The organism is Anaerocolumna sp. (assembly GCF_032079385.1).
GTDB lineage: Bacteria > Bacillota > Clostridia > Lachnospirales > Lachnospiraceae > Anaerocolumna.
In genome coordinates, this window is record NZ_DAMAUC010000026.1 from 1 (window position 1) to 19,735 (window position 19,735).

Here is a 19,735-nt window from a genome sequence, read left to right on the forward strand (position 1 = left end):
AGACTGTAAATCTGTTAGCGACGCTTTCGAAGGTTCGAATCCTTCTCCATCCACTCAAAAATAATTTAGATAAATGAATGCCCTGAATGATTTCAGAGCTTTTTTTGTATCCTTTTTTATGCAACAGTTAAATAATAGGTGTTTTTCCAAAACATTATATGATATAATCCATACCATAATGTGCTTATTTTAAAATGGAATAATTACTTTATTAGTTTTTTAACTTAAATTATTACTGTTCTTGAATACATAAACACAGAAAAATAATATAAACTACATTGAGATGCAAGCATAAGGAGAGAGCCAATGGATTATAGTAAATTTGCTTTATTCAGTGACTTAGACGGAACTTTATTTAATTCCCAAACCATGGTTTCGGCAGAGAATAAAGAAGCAATTTGTAAATTTGAAGAAGGAGGCGGCTTATTCGCCGTATCTACCGGAAGAACACAATATAAAGTAAAAAAAATTTTATCTGATATAGTAATCAACGCCCCTTCCATCCTCTACAACGGAAGCGGTATTTATGACTTTAAGAAAGATTCTTATATTAAAACATTTACATTAGATAAAAAAAATATTGATACGATGCTATCATGGATTATAAAAGATATTCCGGAAGTCAATATTCAGGTGTATACAGACTATGAGAACCTGTTTATATCTTCTTTAGATACCATGAATCACGGTTTTATTTCCAATCATAAACCTTGCAATATTAGTAATTTGGATATTGCCTGGAAAGAAGAATGGTTAAAGGTCTTATTTCAGGGACAAAAAGAACATTTAGATAGTATTCTGGATGCATTCCTAAGTAAGGGCTTTGCAAATCAAGTGGATTTTGTATTTTCTTCTGATGAATTCTTAGAAATACTGCCAAAGGATATTAATAAAGGCTCCGCTCTGAATTTGATAAAAGAACTTCCCCAATTTAATAATCGTATTATTTGTGCCATTGGAGATTTTAACAACGATATAGAATTACTACGTAATGCTCATATTAGTTTTGCACCCTCCAATGCTTTGGAGGAAATAAAGAAAATAGCAAAATTCATTACCCGCAGTAATAATGAACATGCTATTGAAGATGTGATTCACAACTTCCTGCCAAAAATAAAGTTATAATTACATTCCATACTATAAACATAAACAAAAGGAGTTTATTATGGCAACGCTGTTACTTGTTATTATTTATATTGCGTTTATCAGCCTGGGTTTGCCGGATTCTTTATTAGGACCGGCATGGCCAATTATACATAAAGATTTTCAAGTTTCTATTTCTTATGCCGGTATTGTAACTATGATTATATCCGGAGGTACCATTTTGTCCAGCTTTTTCAGCGGAAAGTTAATCAAAAGATTTGGGACTGGTAAAATTACCGCTGTAAGTGTTTTTCTAACGGCTGCCGGCCTGACAGGCACATACTTTTCACCAGATTTTCCATGGATTTGTTTATGTGGAATTCCTTTAGGAATTGGTGCCGGAGCAGTAGATTCTGCATTAAATAATTTCGTAGCCCTTCATTATAAAGCGAAACATATGAATTGGCTGCATTGTTTTTGGGGAATTGGAGCCACTGCAGGCCCCCTTATTATGTCATTTTTCATACGAAAAAACAATAACTGGAGAATGGGTTATGGTGCAATTGCTGTGCTGCAAATTATATTGGTAGCTTGTTTAATGCTTTCTTTACCGCTCTGGAAGAAATTCCAGCAGGAAGAAACAGAAGATACAACGGATTCTATAGATATAAAGTTATCCCAATTGATAAGTTTGCCGGGAGCAAAACCTGCTTTAATCAGTTTCTTATGTTATTGTGCAATTGAAGCAACGGCAGGATTATGGGGAAGCTCCTATCTGGTTACGGTAAAAGGAATCTCTGCAGAAGTTGCAGCAAGTTGGATATCCTTATATTATTTTGGAATTACAATGGGAAGATTTTTATCCGGCTTCTTAAGCCTGAAGATTAACAACAAAAATCTTATCCGCCTTGGACAAGTTATCATTTTATGCGGAGCATCCCTGCTTGCCTTACCTTTCTTTGATATATTACAAATGTTTGCCTTTATTCTCATTGGGCTTGGGTGTGCACCAGTCTTTCCGGCCATGTTACATGAAACCCCCAATAGATTTGGCAAAGAGATTTCCCAGGGGATTATGGGAATTCAAATGGCAGTGGCCTATATGGGAAGCACATTCATGCCTCCTTTATTTGGATTTTTGTCGAAGCTTACAGGCTTTCAATGGTTTCCAGCATTTTTACTATTCTTTGTTGTAGTGTTACTGGTTTCCTCAGAAATGGTGAATAAAATTCAGATAGCATCTAAAAAAGATGCAGCTAAAGCATTACGTTCCGAATAATTTACTTCAAAATATTAATAAATACTTGTATTGTCTAAAATACTTTGCTATACTTATCTACGGGAATGAAGTACTCCCTTGGTTTTTTAACCCAAACTGCTTTTATGCTGATGACTTCTGTATTAATTACAGAGTTATCAGCTTTTTTTGTTTTCTAAGGATTATGAAACCAAACCACCTTGTCAGATAAGACATTATTTTTTATTTATAGGAGGAAGAGAAATGCTCACAAGCTTAGCGCTAATATTTTTACTTGGAATGTCACTGGGATGGATATTTCAAAAATTAAAATTACCAAGGCTTTTAGGAATGCTGGTTACCGGTATACTATTAGGCCCTTATGTACTAAATCTAATTGATCCTACCATGCTGGAAATATCAGCAGACTTAAGACAAATCGCCTTAATTATTATTTTAACCAGAGCAGGGCTGGCCCTGGACATTAATGATTTAAAGAAAGTTGGAAGACCGGCTATCCTAATGTGTTTTGTTCCTGCTTCTTTTGAAATCTTAGGTATGATTATACTTGCCCCAAAGCTGCTTGGAATTACCGTTCTCGAAGCCGCTATTATGGGTGCTGTTCTAGGAGCCGTATCACCTGCAGTTATAGTCCCCAAGATGCTTGTACTTATGGAAAATGGATATGGTAAAGACAAAAACATTCCACAGCTTATTTTGGCAGGTGCATCTGTAGATGACGTATTTGTAATCGTTATGTTTACCGTTTTTATTGGTTTATCCCAAGGCACCAAAATATCGCCCATTGATTTTATGCAAATTCCAATATCTATCATTACTGGTATTATCGTTGGCATACTCTTAGGAACATTATTGGCAATCTTTTTTAAACGGTTCCATATGCGTGATTCTATTAAAGTGATTATTTTATTAAGTATCTCTTTCTTAATGGTTGCATTGGAGAATCGCTTAAAGACTACAATACCATTTTCTGGACTGCTGGCTGTTATGAGTATTGGCATTGCATTGCAGAAAAAACGCCAAGTAGTCGCAGACCGGTTATCTGCGAAATACGGAAAGTTATGGGTGGCAGCAGAAACCCTATTATTTGTTTTAGTGGGCTCCATTGTTGATATCCGATATGCCCTTACCGCAAGTGCTTCCGCTATTCTGTTAATATTTGGTGTTCTGGTCTTTCGAATGATTGGTGTATTACTTTGTCTATTAAAAACAAATTTAACACTAAGAGAAAGGGTCTTCTGCATGATTGCCTATATACCAAAAGCCACCGTTCAAGCTGCTATCGGTGGAGTGCCTCTGGCAATGGGTCTTAACTGCGGCCAGGCTGTCTTAACCGTTGCTGTTTTGGCTATTTTAATTACAGCCCCTTTAGGTGCAATTGGTATAGATCTGACATATAAAAAACTATTGGTTTCCTCAAAAAATCAGGATAATAAGAATTATGATCATAAATAAGCTTTATTTAATATAGATACCATAATAACTAATCCGGCAGGTTATAGGATTTTTGTCGAACCATAGCATATTAGGTCAATCGAAACATTATAGTCGGTACCTAATTTTACCACTTTAATATTGTTTTGTCCTCACTCCACTAACCCTAAAGTCCTGACTTATATGCCAATTGAGAGGTATGTAGTAAAATAAGGTGCAATAAAAAATCGCTTTTATAAACGTTATAAATAACTGCTTAATATAGCTTGTTATATATCATAATTACTGATAGAATAAAATTTAAATGGTAAGTTTTACATTCATTATAAAAATCAAGAAGGAGAGCAATTATGAATAACTTTAAATTTTCTACAATTGAATACGTTCGTCCAGACTTTGAGCAGTATAAAACAGAGTTTCAGAAATTGACGGAACAAGTTAAAAACGCCAAAAGCTATGAAGAAATACAGACTGTCCTAAAGCAATCAGATGAACTTTCAGTCTCTATAAGCGATATGACTACAATAGCATATATTCGTAATACATTAGATACTACAAATGAATTCTACGAAAAGGAAGTAGAATTTAACGATGAAAAAGGTGCAGAAGCTGCTGCTAGTTCTACTGCATTTTATAAAGCAATATTAAATTGCAACTTTACGAAAGAAATAACCGAAGAATATGGTAAAGAATATCTAATTAGTATAAAGCGCCAGGTAGATCAATTTAAGGAAGAGTTGATTCCATATCGGCAAAAAGAAGCTAAATTAAAACAAAAATATCAGAAATTAATGGCTACAGCAAAGATTCCATTTGATGGGCAGACCTTAAACCTATATGGTGTTCAAAAATACTTTGAAAATCCTGACAGAAGTGTGAGAAAAGATGCATTTAAAGCATATTCTGACTTTTATCACAGCAACGAAGAAGAGATGGAAGAAATCTTTGCCGAACTTGTTAAGATTAGAAATGAAATGGGCAAAGCATTAGGCTATGAGAATTTTATTCCTCTTGGTTATATACAACAGCAACGAAGCGATTATGGTGTAAAAGAAGTGGCTTCTTTCCGCGAACAAGTTCGAAAAGAAATTGTACCGCTATGTGAGAAACTATATGAAGCTCAAGCAAAACGTATTGGTGTAGATAAAATAAAAGTATACGATGAAAAATTCATATATCCCGATGGTAATGCACAACCAATAGGAGATGATGACTATCTGGTAAAAGAGGCACAGAAAATGTATCATGATTTAAGTCCGGAAACTGGTGAATTTATTGATTTTATGATTGACCATGAGCTAATGGATCTTAAGAATAAGCCCAATAAAGCATCTACAGGTTATATGACTGCTATAGCTTCCTATAAGGCACCTTTTGTATTTTCCTGCTTTAACCATACTATTTTCGATATGCAGGTATTAACCCATGAACTAGGTCATGCATTTGCAGGATATGAATCCATGCGAAATCAGAAAACACCTCAATATTACATGGGTGGAACAGATATTGCAGAGATCCACTCTATGTCTATGGAACAATTCTCATATCCATATGCAGAACAGTTCTTTGGAAAAGATGCTGATAAATTCCGATTTGCTCATTTACAAGAGGCAATGACCTTCGTACCATTTGGTGTTGCAGTGGATGAATTCCAACATATCGTTTATGAGCATCCAGAATTAACACCAAAAGAGCGTACTATGGAGTGGCATAAATTAGAGAAGAAATATATGCCATGGCGTAAATACGAGGATGACGAATTCATGGAGCGCGGTGGTTACTGGTATCATAAGCTTCATATATTCCTATACCCATTCTATTACATTAATTATACCCTTACTACAATGGGTGCTATGGAATTTAAGAAACGCTATATGGAAAGCCCGGAAGAAGCATGGCAGGATTATCTAAACCTATGTAAAGCAGGTTCTAGCAAGAGTTATCTGGAACTTTTAAAGGTTGCTAATCTATCAGTTCCATTTGAAGAAGGAAGTGTAGCAAGGGCTATATCTACTGCTAAGGAAATTCTTCTAAGAGAAATTGAGGAAATGAATTAATTATTTTTACCTTTTAAACATTTCGACCGTTGGCACGAATGAAAAAAGGCATAAAGTATTTTATAGTAATCTATTCTTATTGTTAGATAAACTTATTCAGTAGGAATAGATTATTTAGTTATGGAGGATAAATGGATATTAAATTAGTAAAAGTAGAAATAGAAGATAAAGAGATACTAAAAAATTTACTTGAAAAATATGATTACGAGTTTTCACAATAGGATAATAGAGATGTGAACAAATTAGGGCTGTATGGATACAACTATCTTGATCATTATTGGACAGAGGATAATCGGTGGGCATTTTTTATAAAAATTGATGAAAAATTAGGTGGCTTTGTTATGATTAATTCTTATCCAGAAGCGGAAGATGAAGTAACCGATTATTCAATGGCTGAGTTTTTTATTATGCATAAATACAGACGAAATGGTGTGGGAAAATATGCTGCTATAAAAACCTTTGACATGTTTCATGGCAAATGGCAATTAAAAAGACATCCTAAAAATACTGCTTCTGTATACTTCTGGAATAAGGTTATTACTGAATATACAAAAGGAGATTACAGACTTGTAGAAGGATATCCTAATACAGAATATGACGATGGAACGTTGGGTGATATGTTTTTCTTTGATAATTCTTTCTCTAAAGCGTAATTGATATTTTTAATGGTGTTATGAAGTATCTTCCTGTTTTTTTAATACGAAAGTAGGTTAGAATAATAAAAAATCTAAGGAGGAACTTATGAATAAACCTAAAAGTAAACTATCGGAAAATGTTAAAGAGGAGATTGCAAAGGAACTAGGTATTTATTATCAGTTAAAAACCAATGGATGGAAAGATGTTTCATCAAAAGACTGCGGTAATATAGTAAAAAAGGCTATAGAAAATATTCAGAATAAGCAATAGCATCATTTTTAATTGACACTGACCATATATGATGTTAATATATATCAAACAACTGAAAGGAAATGGTAAAATGACATCACTAATTCTAAGTAACTTAAGACGCAGAGACAGACGTAAGCTCTTGTAATTATGAAGACTATCAGCATAGTTACAGGAGTAAACGTCTTGTTTCTATGCGGTTAGTGAAGTTATTTTATCCTTATCATGAGCCGTAATAGATTAGCTTTATGCAGATTCTATTACGGCCTTTTTTTATACTTTTTAGGAGGAATCTATATGATAAAAGAAATTAGTAAATTGATTGCAAATTGTACACCGGAAATACCAGAAGAAACCATAACATCATTAATAGAAACACCACCTGATAATAAGATGGGGGATTATGCATTGCCATGTTTTACTTTAGCTAAGATATATCATAAAAAACCAACTAGTATTGCAGAAGATCTAAAAAAACATATTGATTGTGCTAACATCCCATTCATTGATAAAACAGAAGTAGTCAATGGATATTTAAACATTTTTCTTCAAAGAAATTACTATATAAAAGAAGTTCTAGATCAAATCATGAATGAAACATATATTTCTAATTCCATTGGTAAAAATCAGACCATATGTATTGATTATTCTTCTCCTAATATAGCTAAAAACTTTCATGTGGGGCATTTAAGAACTACTATAATAGGTAATTCTCTATACAAGATATACTCGAAACTCGGATATAAAGTTGTTAGAATCAATCACTTAGGGGATTGGGGAACACAATTTGGCAAGCTAATCCTTGCTTATAAAAACTGGAGCAGCAGAGAAAACGTAGAAGAGGAAGGTATCAAAGAATTATTACGAATCTATGTATTGTTTCATAAGGAAGTGAAAGATAATCCAGCGCTTCAAGAAGAGGCACGTTCCTGGTTTTTAAAGATGGAACAAGGAGATAGCGAAGCTCTTAAAATATGGGAATGGTTTAAAGATATTAGTATGGTTGAATTTAATCACATCTATCAATTGCTTGGAATGGAATTTGATTATTTTACCGGAGAGAGTTTTTATATGGATAAAGTTTCTGAGGTTGTAAAGGAACTGACCGATAAAAAGTTGTTAGAAGAAAGTCAGGGCGCTAAAATTGTTAATTTAGAAAAATACAATATGCCCCCATGCCTGATTACAAAAAGTGATGGAAGTTCAATTTATCCATCAAGGGATTTAGCCGCCATACTGTATAGGAAGAATACCTTTCACTTTACGAAATGTTTATATGTTACAGGATTAGAACAACAACTTCATTTTGCACAGGTCTTTAAAGTAATTGAAATGATGGGATATGGCTGGAGTAATGGATTAGTGCACATACTTTATGGTTTAGTAAGTATATCCGGTGAGAAATTATCCACACGCAGCGGCAATATTGTTTATGCGGAAGAACTGTTAGAGGAAGCTATTCTTAGAGCAGAAAAAGCTATAGAAATCAAAAATCCTTATTTACCTGACAAAAAGAATATAGCACAAATGGTTGGAGTGGGAGCCATTATATTCCACGATTTATTTCATCAGCGAATAAAAAATATAGATTTTTCATGGGATGAGGTTCTTAGTTTTGAAGGGTCCACCGGTCCATATGTTCAATACACTTACGCACGTGCTAAAAGTATATTAAGAAAGAATCCTGATTATATAGTAAGCCTGGACATTGATCTTTCTCCTCTTAAGGAGGAAACCAGCTATCAATTGGTAAGAAAATTAAGTGATTATCCAAATGCAATTCTGGATGCAGCAGAATTATATGAACCTAGTATAATTGCCCGATATGTTATAGGATTAGCACAAGAGTTTAATAAATTCTATCACAAATGTTCCATCAATCATTCGGAAAACAAAAATAAACTAGCGCGTTTAGCCATTGTTTTTGCAACCCAGAAGATTATGAAAGAATCCATGGAATTATTGGGAATACAATGTCCGGAAGAAATGTAAATCAGAATGGTATAAAGAGTTGTTGCAAAATAAAATAGGGATACCGGATATAAAGATTCAAACTTAAATTACAATCTGTATCCTGTATAAACTTTTTATTTTGCAGCATCCCCAATTACAGAAAAAGTGTATCTTATACCTGCCGTTTTATTTATAATTTTACCCATTTTTTAAAGCTATACATTAGTAAATATACCAATGTAGTCGTGAGTGGTATTATTAATAGATATCCTAATATGGAAGTTAAGGTGTAATTAATTTCATTTGAGACTTCTCCGTATTCTAATAGATAACGGCTTCCTATTCCAATTGCATCCGTTACCATTACAAATAAGAATACTGCCCAGACTTTATCTATATTTATCATACCTAATAGCATAAGGCATGCAATTGAATAAGCATAAATCATTGATGCATTAAATAAAAGGGATGAATTACCTTTATTTATAAAAGGTTGAGGGAATAAAAAACAAGTTATGAAAATCCAGAAAAGTGCTAAAAAGGGTAAGAAAAATTTTCTTTTGGCTTGCAGTGTCTTTAATATATTAAATATATCTTCCATGATGCTTCCCTCCATTATTAACTAAGATTAAAAATACATTCCAGAAGTCGGAGTATATTCATGGTTCAAGTATATCATAATAAGAGTTGCTGTGGAAGTGATTGTAGAAATTACGCTATATTTTTGTAGAAATTGAAAGCATATTATTTTAAACCAAATATTAAAAGTTATGATATAATACTACATAAATCTGATTGATTAAGGGGGAACGTAATTATGTATGATAGAATAACAGAAAAAGACGTAAAACGAATGGAAGAAGAAATTGAGCATCGAAAACTTGTGGTTAGGAAAAAAGCATTGCAGGATGTACAAGAAGCAAGAGCACATGGGGATTTAAGCGAGAATTTTGAATACAAAGCAGCAAAACAATTTAAAAATCAAAATGAAAGCAGAATAAGATACCTTGAGAAAATGATAAAAACAGCCCATATAATATCTGAAGATTCCAACGACGATGAAGTCGGGCTTAATACTCTTGTAACCGTTTACATACCTGAAGATGACGAAGAAGTAACTTACAAAATTGTAACCACCGTCAGGTCAAATTCAATTAAGAAACGAATTAGTATTGATTCTCCTCTTGGAAAAGCTCTGTTGCATCATAAAGTTAATGATACGGTAACTGTCAGAATCGGCGATAACTATTCCTATGATGTTATTATCCGCAATATAGAAAAGATAGAAGATGACGGAACCGATGAGTTAAGAAAATATTAACATATAAGTTGCATTATTCAATTCAATAAATTTACTTTTACAAAATAATATCCTTTGAGGATAGAATATAAAAATTTTATAAATATGAGGTAATGATATGTATACAAAAGAACAAATTTTACAAATTGCTAAAATACAGTTAGCACTGGATTATAATTGTCAATTATCCGATTTTGAAAAAGGTAAGAGCACGATAGTTAAAAATAACCTCCTGGAGGGCAGACGCATTTATGAAACGGATGGCTGCTTTTTTAAAATACTTTGTTTTGGCAGCAAGATAATTATATGCACGGAATCTCCTATGATATCCTGGTGTGAAGAAAAATTAGCAAATAGCAGTCCTGCCTGGTTTTTTGAATATCCAAAGCTGCGTACAATCGATAAAAAATTGCAGGAATATGGTCATGAAATAGAGGATATTCACTATTATTATCTTCCAAAGCCCAATACATCCAGTATCAAGCCTATTGCCATTACAAAATGGTATGAAGCTGAAGATATAATGCAATTTAAGGATGATAATAGATTTAGAGAAGCCTTTGCTTATGACAAAAACCATCCCGATGTACTTTCGGTTGCCGCATTGGATGGAGATAACATAATGGGTATGGCCGGTGCCAGTACAGACAGTAATACTATGTGGCAAATCGGGATTGATGTCATTCCGGAATACAGGGGAAGAGGACTAGGAACATACCTGACTGCACTTTTAAAAAACGAAATCTTAAAACGAGGGAAAGTACCCTTTTACGGTACTGCAAGCTCACATTTTCATTCTCAAAACATTGCTCTTAATGCCGGATTTTACCCTGCATGGGCAGAACTGATCAGTGAAAAACAAAAATAACTTATAAGTTTTTAGGGAGAGTAATGAATTTGAATTAAGAAATGATGTAGTGGTAGTTAATTATTTAAGAGCTAAGGGAATGATAAAATTGTAATATATGGCTTTATTAGGTAAATCCTTTACAATTTGTTTGACAATCAAAAAACAGTGTGCTAAAATTGCGATGTATATTAAATAGATGAGGAGAACCACCATGTGTTTTTTTATAACGAGTCAGCTTAAAAGGAAGATCAGCTCTGTACAATCCATACCGATGAAACATTGTACAGAGTATAGCATATAAACTTACGCTTTAAGATTTCATCGGAAAACACACAATAAATTTGAAGCAGCTTTATAGCTGTTTTATTTGTTTGTGTATTTTCCGTGGATTATAAAACGTGTAAAAGGCTATGGACAATGTTTTGTTCATAGCCTTTTACTATATTTTGAGACATTTGGGTTCTCAGCATAGCAGAAGGCAGATACGATATTTACGGGTATCTTTGCTTTCTGCTTTTTTATTTTCATAGCAATTAATAATCATGCTCTAACAAAGCAAGCAAAAGGAAGGAATTTAAATTATGAGTTTATTAGAAATTACTGAGTTATCTCATACGTTTGGGGAAACTCCACTTTATAAAAATACAGAATTATCACTAAACAAAGGAGAGCATATTGGTATCGTAGGTCAAAATGGAACTGGCAAAAGTACATTAATCAAAATTTGTACAGAGCAAGTTATTCCTGACTCTGGCCGCCTTGTATGGCAACCTGATGTTTCTGTAGGATATTTGGATCAATACGCTGAAATAAATAGTCATATGACAATGAAGGCTTTTTTAAAATCTGCATTCTCAGATTTATATGAGCTTGAACAAAAGATGAATGATTTTTATGCAGAAGCCGCTAATGGCAATATAGATGCTTTAAGCCTGGCTGCAAAGTGTCAGGAACAGTTGGAAGTACACGATTTCTATTCCATTGATACCCGTATTGAACAGGTCGCTGGTGGGTTAGGGTTGCTCCCTATTGGACTTGATAGAATGATTGAACAGATGAGCGGAGGACAAAGGGCAAAGGTTATTTTAGCAAAGCTGTTGCTTGAAAAGCCTGATGTTTTACTGCTTGACGAACCTACTAATTTTCTTGATAAAGAACACATTTTATGGCTGTCCGAATATTTGTCGAACCTTGAGAATGCCTTTATGGTAGTTTCCCATGATTACAGCTTTTTGGATAAGATAGCAAATCGTATCTGTGATATAGACAATGAGAAAATAACCAAATACTATGGCACATACTCTGAGTTCTTGAAAAAGAAAACTTTATTGCGCGAAGATTATATTCGGCAATACTCTGCACAGCGACGAGAAATAAAAAAGACAGAGGAATTTATCCGTAAAAATATTGCCGGACGAAAATCAAAAATGGCAAGAGGCAGACAAAAACAGCTTGATCGTATGGACAAACTGGAAGCATTGGAATCCAAAGAAATTAAACCTTTCTTTCATTTTCTGGAACTTCCTGTAACAGATGCAGAGCATTTATCTGTGAAACATCTATCAGTCGGTTATCAATATCCAATTTTATCAGATATTAATTTTTTGATTAAAGGAGGACAAAAAGTAGTTATTACTGGGTTTAATGGGATAGGAAAATCTACATTTCTTAAAACTTTAATAAGAGAAATACCTTCTTTACAAGGTCAATTTTTCTTTTCAGAACAAGTGGCCATCGGATATTTTGAGCAGGATTTAGTGTGGCAGGATGGGACCCGAACGCCAATACAGATTATATCAGATGTCTATCCTAATCTTGTGACAAAAGATGTACGTAAACACCTTGCACGTTGTGGTATTTCAAGTAAACATGCTATACAGGCCATTGGAACATTAAGTGGTGGCGAACAGGCAAAAGTGAAAATGTGCCTGCTAACTCTATATCCATGTAACTTTTTGATTATGGATGAGCCTACAAATCACCTTGATATGCAGGCAAAAGAGTCATTAAAAATAGCTTTAAGTGAGTTTTCAGGAACCGTATTACTCGTTTCACATGAGGAAGCGTTTTATAGAGATTGGGCACAGCGAGTAGTCCATATAGAAAATACAGACATAAGGTAATAAAACTAATCCATAGAATAGAATGACTCATTTTAATCTGCAAAAACAGACACAGCGGCATCAAGAAAATATAGAACTGTTTATCAAATTAATATAAATGTAATCCTTTATTGTTTCTGTTTTTTTATATGCCACTCTCAAGTGTTTAAAATAGAATAAATTTCTTAGGAAAAGAGGTTAAACTCATCAAAATTCCTAAAAAGCAGCAGAGGAACAATAAATATCTAAAAAGTACAACATGTAAAGGAATTACCATGCTCACTGGCAAATATACTAGTAATAAATATTAGTTGGAGTTTTGTTTTAATGAAAGGGTTCAATTTCAAAAAAGCAGCATTCTATATCTTGCTATTTACAGTTATGTATTTTCTTGGCGGCGGAATTGCTATGTTTGTGCATGCCTTTGGAAAAGATAAAGTAAATGAATCAAACTGGGGACTTGGTTTTTCCACGGAAGGCCAGCCGCCCACAGGTAATGCAACCGCAGAGGAACTAAAAAAATATGATGCGTACTATATTGGAGATACGAATAAGAAAGTTATATATTTAACTTTTGACGCGGGATATGAAAATGGATACACATCAACAATACTTGATGCTTTAAAAAAGCATAATGTACCTGCCACATTTTTTCTTGTAGGCAACTATGTAACCTCAAGCCCTGATCTGGTAAAACGAATGGTAGAAGAGGGGCATATCGTAGCAAATCATACATACAACCATCCTAATATGTCTAAGATTTCTACTATGGAAGCCTTTCGTAAGGAAATCGAAGATTTGGAAAATGCGTATAAAGAAATTACCGGTAAAGATTTAACCAAATATTATCGCCCGCCTCAAGGTATATACAGTGAAAACAACATGAAAATGGCCCAGGAACTGGGATATAAAACTATCTTTTGGAGCCTTGCCTATGTTGATTGGTATAACGATAAACAGCCTACACATGAAGAAGCATATAAAAAACTGCTTGGCAGAATTCATCCGGGGGCAATTGTTCTCCTTCATAGTACCTCCAAGACAAATTCTGAAATCCTGGATGAACTGATTACCAAATGGAAAGAGATGGGATATACCTTTGGAAAATTAGATGATATAGTGCAATGTAAGTAAATTTTATAGCAATAGAAACTACAAGTTATATAATATGTATCTGTATATGCATATTGTATGAACTTGTAGTTTTTATTGCATATTAAGACGTGAAGTTAATTTCACAAACTCATAAAGATAAATTATTTCACGGACTCTTAAAAATTAATCACCTTATTCACTTATTAAATATATAAAATTAGCAATTAAAATTTAAAAACACGCAATATAAGTGGCATTAAACAACTCTTGACTGCTTTTTCAAAATGCTTTCAACAGCGCTTCTTATTTCCTGATAACTTGTGCAACGGCAGATATTTGATTCCAGCCATTTCTCTATTTCATATTCATCAGCTTTTGGTTTATTATTAATTAGAGCGTAGCAGACCATAAGAAAACCGGAGGTACAATAACCGCATTGAAATGCATTATATTCTACAAAAGCTTTTTGAATTTGGGTATGGCTCCCCAGGCCTCCTATCCCCTCAATGGTTAATATCTTATGGCCAATAGTTTCTATAGCTAAAGTCAAGCAGGATTTGACAGGCATACCATCTAATAAGACAGTACATGTACCGCAGTCACCATTTTTACAGCCTGGTTTGGCACCTGTTAATCCTAGTTGTTCTCTTAACACATCTAAAAGTATATCGGAAGGACGCACTGTAACAGCTCTTAATTCACCATTGACATCTAAATTGATTACTGTTAATCCATCATAGATTTTTAGCATTATTATGATACCTTTCTAAAATGTTTTCAATAATATGATTCATTACAAATATTCGGTACTCACCAGAACCTTCATAATCTGTCAAGGGTGGTTCAGGAAGTAAATTATGAATCAGATCTAATTTCTCTCCTAAGGAAACCTGAGAATTATTAATAACCTCTTCAATTTCTATACTTCTAAAAGGGTAGGAACAAATTCCCGAAAATGCCATCCGTAATCTTCCTTTATATTGGGTAGTGCAAACTGTTACAAGGGGATAGTCTATTTTTTCATTTGCTGTTCTTTTTACATGGATAAAAGGAGTTTCTGTCATCTCTTTTTTGATTTTTATTTGATAGATAAATTCCCCTTGGCCTAACTGGATTCTTTTATGAAAGATTTCACTTAATGGTAAAGTTCTACGTCCGCCAGGGCCATAGATTGATATTTTAGCGTCTGCAAGCAATAATGGTAGTACGGTTTCTCTGTATATAATTGTTCCGCATATATTCCCGGCGATTGAAATACGGCACTGGTTGGTATGATCAGCGATACGTGAACCGGTAGTGCCTAGTAAAGGGAATAACTTGGATTCAGCAATCGCATTAAGGGAAACTGCTCCGCCAATAATTAATACATTGTTTTTAACTTCTAAAACATTGCATTCTGGTATACTTTTTATGTCAATTACTGCATTCGGTACCTTACTGCCAGCCCTTGCCATTGTGATAATTTCACTGCCTCCACCGTAGTAAAATACTTTATTCCTTTCGTTTTTTAACTTTTTATAAGCCTTTACAGCATCTCTTTTTGTCTCTGGTTTACAATATATAAAATCATCCGCTATCATGATTAGCCTCCATATGTCTCCATATATACTCTGGTGTTAAGGGCAATTCATTAATATTAATATTAGCAGCTAAGGATAGAGCATTTGCTAGAGCAGCTGGTATTCCAATTATCCCATGCTCCGATATGCTGCGTGAGCCATATGGAGAATCTAATTGGGGTGTTTCAATAAATTCAACATGATATAAGGGTTCCTGACCAATATGCAATAATTTATAGGTGCGCAGATTAGGGGTTTTTAATCTGCCTTCCTGATTATATTCATAAACCTCACGGCTGGCCATACTCAGCCCCATGGCCATTCCACCATAGATTATACCTTTCATTCCATCCGGATTAACAATTTTTCCAACATCCATAACAGTAGTTGCATTTATTATTCGGTAAGTATAATCTTTTCTATTAAATTCTATCTCTACAGCTTGTGCTCCAACGGTCCAGGAGGGACCGCTTTTCCCTTTACCTATATTGGGATCTAATAAGGAAAGATTTTTCAACATAAAAGTGCCTTTAGCTATAACAGGCTGTCCAATTGCTTTCCCATTTTCAGATTTATATCCGGATACAATATCTTTAAATTCAATATAATTTTCTGGATTATCATTATGAAACACTTTGCTTTCAGCCACATCTATATCTTCAGCATGGCAAGAAAAGATTTGTCCTCCCATCTCCTTTAATTGTGAAAGAACGTCATCTGCGGCTTTCATTACGGCATTTCCCGCCATATAGTTTGTTATACTTGCGACGGTTTTATAATGTTCCGGATTAAGTCTGGTATCTTTTATAAAATTGACATGAATTTTACTAATATCCATTTTCAATTTATCGGCAAGCATATGTGCAAGCATGGTTTGTCCGCCACTTCCCATTTCAACATTACCAGTATTTAAATTAAGGCTACCATCTGAATTGAAAGTAATGATTGCACCGGATACTGAACCGATTGGAGGAGCAGCTTGCTTCCATAAACATGCAATACCAGTAGTACGTATCACTTTCTTATCAATTTCCTCTATTTGTGGTCCCTTCCAATTGATGGTCTCCTTTAATTTTTGTAGGCATAATGTTATATTTCCAGTATTGCTTAACGTACTTATTACTTGTGTTGGACTTAAATTCCCTGGTTTAATTGCATTCGTTAATCTTAATTCCAGGGGATCTACTCCACACCGTTTAGCGAGCATATCCATTGTACATTCCACGCAATAAGTATAGCATAGATGACCGAATCCTCTATATGAGGTTGAATATGTGTGATTTGTATAAATACAATAGGAATCACAATATAAATTTTCTATATTATATGGACCTGTACAATCAGCAGCCATAGATTTTGCCATATAAGGGCCAATATCTGTATAGGCACCTGTATCTAAATAAAAAGTCAGCTTAGCAGCAGTTATTTTACCGTCCTTTGTTGCACCAAGCATTACCTTTGCCTCTAACCCAAGACGACAAGGAGCCGAAGTCATATCTTCTTCCCGGGATAGTATTACCCTTACCGGAGCACCATTTACTTTAAAACTAGCCATATAAGCTAAAATTTCTAAAGTAACCGGCGCTTTTCCTCCAAAAGCACCACCAACGAACGGAACATGGACTTCAATATTACCGGCATCAATATTAAAACATGTCCCAATTTGTTTCATTACCGTAAAGGGTGACTGAGATGAGGTTTCTATTTTAACTTTACCATCGGCTGAAATTTCTGCTCTGGCTGTACGTACTTCCATAGCTAAGTGATCAGATGGTGGTAAATGATATAATTGTTCTATAATAATTTCACTTTCTTTAAACCCTTCTTCTATATCACCTTTTCGTATCTGGAATTTCGAACCTATATTAGTATTCTCTATTGGATGTATATCTTTTTTAATCTTAGTATACTGAGATAAATATGGATGTAATATTGGTGCATCAGCTTCCAGTGCTTTTATAGGTGAAAATATTGGAGTTAGTTTTTCATATTCCACCTCAATTAGTCTAATAGCCTTTAAAGCAATCGCCTCTGTAATGGCAACAACCATTGCAACCGGTTCTCCGGAATATCTTACAATATCTTTCGCTAAGGGTGGTCGGTCTTCTAATAGGGGACCTGTTAATATTGGAAAGTCATGACCTGTTAGTATTACTTTTACACCTTCTAATTTTTGTGCCTTAAGAATATTGATAAATTTTATTTTAGCATAAGGATGGGGAGATGTTAGTAAACGAGCACAGAGGCATTTTGTAATAGGGTAGTCATCTGTATATTTTGCATTTCCCGTAACTTTGTCCCAAGATTCCTTACGATGAACATTTTGATTAATAGTTGTACTCATCTTATAATTCCTTTATTTGTTATTTATTAATTAGATTATTTGCTAATATTTAGATAATATGCATTTGCTATCTATAAAAAGTTAGTTATGAAGTGAAATGAGTTGGGAATAATCAGGCAATAGAATAGTATAAGAAAATCAGTTATATTAATCATATATACCAAAAATGCTACAGGTTTTAAATATGTAATTTTTATTGCATGTATCCTTGCTATAAATTAAAAAATATGATAAAATATTCCAAAATAAAGAAATCATTCTATGGAGGAATAGTAAATGTATTTTGCCATAATAGGAGATATCATTAATTCCAGAAATATTAATACAGATAGTACATTACAAATTAGAAATGAAGTTCAAATTAATCTAAGTAAAATATTAGAAGAGATTAATATAAAATATGCCGATGTAATAGCAGCTAATTTTTTGATAACCCTTGGAGACGAGTTCCAGGGACTATTGAATCATCCCAAATATGTTTTTGAAATTATTGAAACCATTAAATTAAATATTTATCCAATAAAACTACGTTTTGGAATAGGTATTGGATCAATATATACGAAAATCAATAGAGATATGGCAATAGGAGCAGACGGGCCTGCTTACTATAATGCAAGAAAAATGGTTGAACAGATTAAGGTTCTTGAAAAAGGTAAGATGAATGGCAGTGTAAATATTATGATAAAAGAGGAAGTAGAGCTCCACCCTCATGAAATTAATTTAATGAACAGTAACCTGCAATTATGTTCTTCCATTGAAAACAATTGGACCTGGAAGCAAAGAGAAATAATTAAAGAAATTATGTTAGAAAAGAAAAGTCAGGTAGAAGCGGCAGAAACATTGGGAATATCTCAATCAAGTGTACAAAGGCGTCTAAAGGCAGCAGGATTTTATGATTATATCCAAGGAGTTGAAACTATATCTACAATAGTAAGCCAGATCTGGGGGTAGGTTAATGAAACACGAACTGTTATTATTATGCTTAATGGCACATTTTGCAGGAGATTACTATTTGCAGACAAAGCGTTTGGCCAAAATAAAAGATAATGTGCTTAAAGGGGTCTTACAGCATAGCTTCATATACGGTATACCATTCTTATTTATATGGTTTCTTATAGGATTGGATGAGACCTTATGGATACCTCTATTACTGATTTGCGTTCTTCACCTAATAATTGATTCAGTAAAGTTTTTATATAAAGTCAAAATTATCAAAAGAATAAAGAAGAAATCTTTGGTAATTAAAGAGAGTACTTTATATCTGGTTGACCAAGGCATACATCTAATTTCAATTATTATTATATGTTTTATAAATCGCAATGAAATAGTTACACCTTTATTTTCCATTGAAGTATTCTTTCAATACATAAATATAGATTCACATCGCTTCTTTCAATGGATATTGCTTTTGCTTATTGTTGGCAAACCGATTAATATAAGCTTTAAAAAATTATTTACTGGTATAAAACCATCCGATCAATTAATATCCCAATATAGTGGTTCTGAAATAAAGCTGTCTGCGGCTGGGGTAGAAAATTCAATGGAAATAAATAAGAAAACGATCATGGGTATAGAAGATAAAACTGCAGGTCAATATATCGGATTTTTAGAACGACTTTTAATTGCTATATTTCTAAGCATAGGTCAATATGCATCCATAGGCTTTATCATGACTGCAAAATCAATTGCGAGGTATGATAAAATATCAAAAAGTCAGGAATTTGCTGAATATTACCTAGTGGGTACTTTGGCAAGTCTGATGGCGGGTTTGATTATATATTTCTTTGTTTTTTCATTATTATAAGCGTTATATCC

17 protein-coding genes and 1 riboswitch are annotated in these 19,735 nt (G+C 33.7%); of the genes, 13 read left to right on the forward strand and 4 right to left on the reverse strand.

Going from position 1 to position 19,735, the window contains the following annotated elements; translation table 11 throughout:
- Positions 1-306 precede the first annotated feature (306 nt).
- The 7 genes from RT261_RS17035 to argS all read left to right on the forward strand — a co-directional run bounded on the left by RT261_RS17035 (position 307) and on the right by argS (position 8,709).
- Positions 307-1,125, forward strand: a complete 819-nt coding sequence (locus tag RT261_RS17035) for an HAD family hydrolase (protein ID WP_313134280.1) — start codon at positions 307-309, stop codon at positions 1,123-1,125.
- Between the two features lie 40 nt (positions 1,126-1,165).
- The gene (locus tag RT261_RS17040; protein ID WP_313134281.1) at positions 1,166-2,362 is read left to right on the forward strand and encodes an MFS transporter; all 1,197 of its coding nucleotides are present in this window, start codon (positions 1,166-1,168) and stop codon (positions 2,360-2,362) included.
- A gap of 52 nt (positions 2,363-2,414) precedes the next feature.
- Positions 2,415-2,489: riboswitch (Fluoride riboswitch) on the forward strand.
- Positions 2,490-2,584: 95 nt separating this feature from the next.
- Complete coding sequence (locus RT261_RS17045) at positions 2,585-3,796, forward strand: cation:proton antiporter (RefSeq protein ID WP_313134283.1); 1,212 nt, start codon at positions 2,585-2,587, stop codon at positions 3,794-3,796.
- A gap of 329 nt (positions 3,797-4,125) precedes the next feature.
- Positions 4,126-5,832 (forward strand): M3 family oligoendopeptidase, encoded by a 1,707-nt coding sequence (locus RT261_RS17050; RefSeq protein ID WP_313134284.1) that lies wholly within the window; start codon positions 4,126-4,128, stop codon positions 5,830-5,832.
- Positions 5,833-6,065: 233 nt separating this feature from the next.
- On the forward strand, positions 6,066-6,485 hold the full coding sequence (locus RT261_RS17055; protein WP_313134286.1) for a GNAT family N-acetyltransferase: 420 nt from the start codon (positions 6,066-6,068) through the stop codon (positions 6,483-6,485).
- A gap of 88 nt (positions 6,486-6,573) precedes the next feature.
- Positions 6,574-6,738, forward strand: a complete 165-nt coding sequence (locus RT261_RS17060) for a small, acid-soluble spore protein, alpha/beta type (protein ID WP_313134287.1) — start codon at positions 6,574-6,576, stop codon at positions 6,736-6,738.
- 276 nt (positions 6,739-7,014) lie between these two features.
- Entirely contained in the window at positions 7,015-8,709 is a 1,695-nt protein-coding gene (argS, locus tag RT261_RS17065) for an arginine--tRNA ligase (RefSeq protein WP_313134288.1), read from the forward strand.
- A gap of 151 nt (positions 8,710-8,860) precedes the next feature.
- Here the strand turns inward: argS and RT261_RS17070 are convergent, their stop codons facing one another.
- Positions 8,861-9,271 (reverse strand): hypothetical protein, encoded by a 411-nt coding sequence (locus tag RT261_RS17070; RefSeq protein ID WP_313134289.1) that lies wholly within the window; start codon positions 9,269-9,271, stop codon positions 8,861-8,863.
- A gap of 216 nt (positions 9,272-9,487) precedes the next feature.
- On the opposite strand from RT261_RS17070, the gene RT261_RS17075 reads away from it, so the two are divergent.
- The 4 genes from RT261_RS17075 to pdaA all read left to right on the forward strand — a co-directional run bounded on the left by RT261_RS17075 (position 9,488) and on the right by pdaA (position 14,056).
- A complete protein-coding gene (locus tag RT261_RS17075) occupies positions 9,488-9,991 on the forward strand; it encodes a GreA/GreB family elongation factor (protein ID WP_313134290.1) in 504 nt (167 codons plus the stop codon).
- A gap of 97 nt (positions 9,992-10,088) precedes the next feature.
- Entirely contained in the window at positions 10,089-10,838 is a 750-nt protein-coding gene (locus RT261_RS17080; RefSeq protein WP_313134291.1) for a GNAT family N-acetyltransferase, read from the forward strand.
- 563 nt (positions 10,839-11,401) lie between these two features.
- A complete protein-coding gene (locus RT261_RS17085; protein ID WP_313134292.1) occupies positions 11,402-12,943 on the forward strand; it encodes an ABC-F family ATP-binding cassette domain-containing protein in 1,542 nt (513 codons plus the stop codon).
- A 306-nt stretch (positions 12,944-13,249) separates the two neighbouring features.
- Positions 13,250-14,056 carry a delta-lactam-biosynthetic de-N-acetylase gene (pdaA, locus tag RT261_RS17090; protein WP_313134293.1) on the forward strand — a complete coding sequence of 269 codons (807 nt, stop codon included), beginning with the start codon at positions 13,250-13,252 and terminating at the stop codon, positions 14,054-14,056.
- Between the two features lie 217 nt (positions 14,057-14,273).
- On the opposite strand, the gene RT261_RS17095 is transcribed toward pdaA, so the two are convergent.
- The 3 genes from RT261_RS17095 to RT261_RS17105 are packed head-to-tail and all read right to left on the reverse strand — an operon-like array spanning position 14,274 to position 17,920.
- Positions 14,274-14,768 carry a (2Fe-2S)-binding protein gene (locus tag RT261_RS17095; protein ID WP_313134295.1) on the reverse strand — a complete coding sequence of 165 codons (495 nt, stop codon included), beginning with the start codon at positions 14,766-14,768 and terminating at the stop codon, positions 14,274-14,276.
- Complete coding sequence (locus RT261_RS17100) at positions 14,752-15,597, reverse strand: FAD binding domain-containing protein (protein ID WP_313134296.1); 846 nt, start codon at positions 15,595-15,597, stop codon at positions 14,752-14,754. Before RT261_RS17100 ends, RT261_RS17095 begins: the two co-directional genes overlap by 17 nt.
- On the reverse strand, positions 15,584-17,920 hold the full coding sequence (locus tag RT261_RS17105; protein ID WP_313134297.1) for a xanthine dehydrogenase family protein molybdopterin-binding subunit: 2,337 nt from the start codon (positions 17,918-17,920) through the stop codon (positions 15,584-15,586). Before RT261_RS17105 ends, RT261_RS17100 begins: the two co-directional genes overlap by 14 nt.
- 276 nt (positions 17,921-18,196) lie before the next feature.
- Here RT261_RS17105 and RT261_RS17110 point away from each other — a divergent pair, with 276 nt between their 5' ends.
- Both RT261_RS17110 and RT261_RS17115 read left to right on the forward strand, forming a co-directional pair.
- Positions 18,197-18,871 carry a SatD family protein gene (locus RT261_RS17110; RefSeq protein ID WP_313134298.1) on the forward strand — a complete coding sequence of 225 codons (675 nt, stop codon included), beginning with the start codon at positions 18,197-18,199 and terminating at the stop codon, positions 18,869-18,871.
- Positions 18,872-18,875: 4 nt separating this feature from the next.
- Positions 18,876-19,724: a DUF3307 domain-containing protein gene (locus RT261_RS17115; protein WP_313134300.1), complete on the forward strand. Its 849-nt coding sequence runs from the start codon at positions 18,876-18,878 to the stop codon at positions 19,722-19,724.
- Positions 19,725-19,735 lie beyond the last annotated feature (11 nt).

Excerpts from the sequence above, each read along its gene's own strand:
- RT261_RS17045 (WP_313134283.1), top strand. The coding sequence starts at position 2,585 with ATGCTCACAAGCTTAGCGCTAATATTTTTACTTGGAATGTCACTGGGA.
- RT261_RS17050 (WP_313134284.1), top strand. The coding sequence starts at position 4,126 with ATGAATAACTTTAAATTTTCTACAATTGAATACGTTCGTCCAGACTTT.
- RT261_RS17115 (WP_313134300.1), top strand. The coding sequence starts at position 18,876 with ATGAAACACGAACTGTTATTATTATGCTTAATGGCACATTTTGCAGGA.
- RT261_RS17100 (WP_313134296.1), bottom strand. The coding sequence starts at position 15,597 with ATGATAGCGGATGATTTTATATATTGTAAACCAGAGACAAAAAGAGAT.
- RT261_RS17035 (WP_313134280.1), top strand. The coding sequence starts at position 307 with ATGGATTATAGTAAATTTGCTTTATTCAGTGACTTAGACGGAACTTTA.
- RT261_RS17095 (WP_313134295.1), bottom strand. The coding sequence starts at position 14,768 with ATGCTAAAAATCTATGATGGATTAACAGTAATCAATTTAGATGTCAAT.
- RT261_RS17105 (WP_313134297.1), bottom strand. The coding sequence starts at position 17,920 with ATGAGTACAACTATTAATCAAAATGTTCATCGTAAGGAATCTTGGGAC.
- RT261_RS17060 (WP_313134287.1), top strand. The coding sequence starts at position 6,574 with ATGAATAAACCTAAAAGTAAACTATCGGAAAATGTTAAAGAGGAGATT.
- RT261_RS17080 (WP_313134291.1), top strand. The coding sequence starts at position 10,089 with ATGTATACAAAAGAACAAATTTTACAAATTGCTAAAATACAGTTAGCA.
- RT261_RS17075 (WP_313134290.1), top strand. The coding sequence starts at position 9,488 with ATGTATGATAGAATAACAGAAAAAGACGTAAAACGAATGGAAGAAGAA.
- RT261_RS17070 (WP_313134289.1), bottom strand. The coding sequence starts at position 9,271 with ATGGAAGATATATTTAATATATTAAAGACACTGCAAGCCAAAAGAAAA.
- RT261_RS17085 (WP_313134292.1), top strand. The coding sequence starts at position 11,402 with ATGAGTTTATTAGAAATTACTGAGTTATCTCATACGTTTGGGGAAACT.
- pdaA (WP_313134293.1), top strand. The coding sequence starts at position 13,250 with ATGAAAGGGTTCAATTTCAAAAAAGCAGCATTCTATATCTTGCTATTT.
- argS (WP_313134288.1), top strand. The coding sequence starts at position 7,015 with ATGATAAAAGAAATTAGTAAATTGATTGCAAATTGTACACCGGAAATA.
- RT261_RS17110 (WP_313134298.1), top strand. The coding sequence starts at position 18,197 with ATGTATTTTGCCATAATAGGAGATATCATTAATTCCAGAAATATTAAT.
- RT261_RS17040 (WP_313134281.1), top strand. The coding sequence starts at position 1,166 with ATGGCAACGCTGTTACTTGTTATTATTTATATTGCGTTTATCAGCCTG.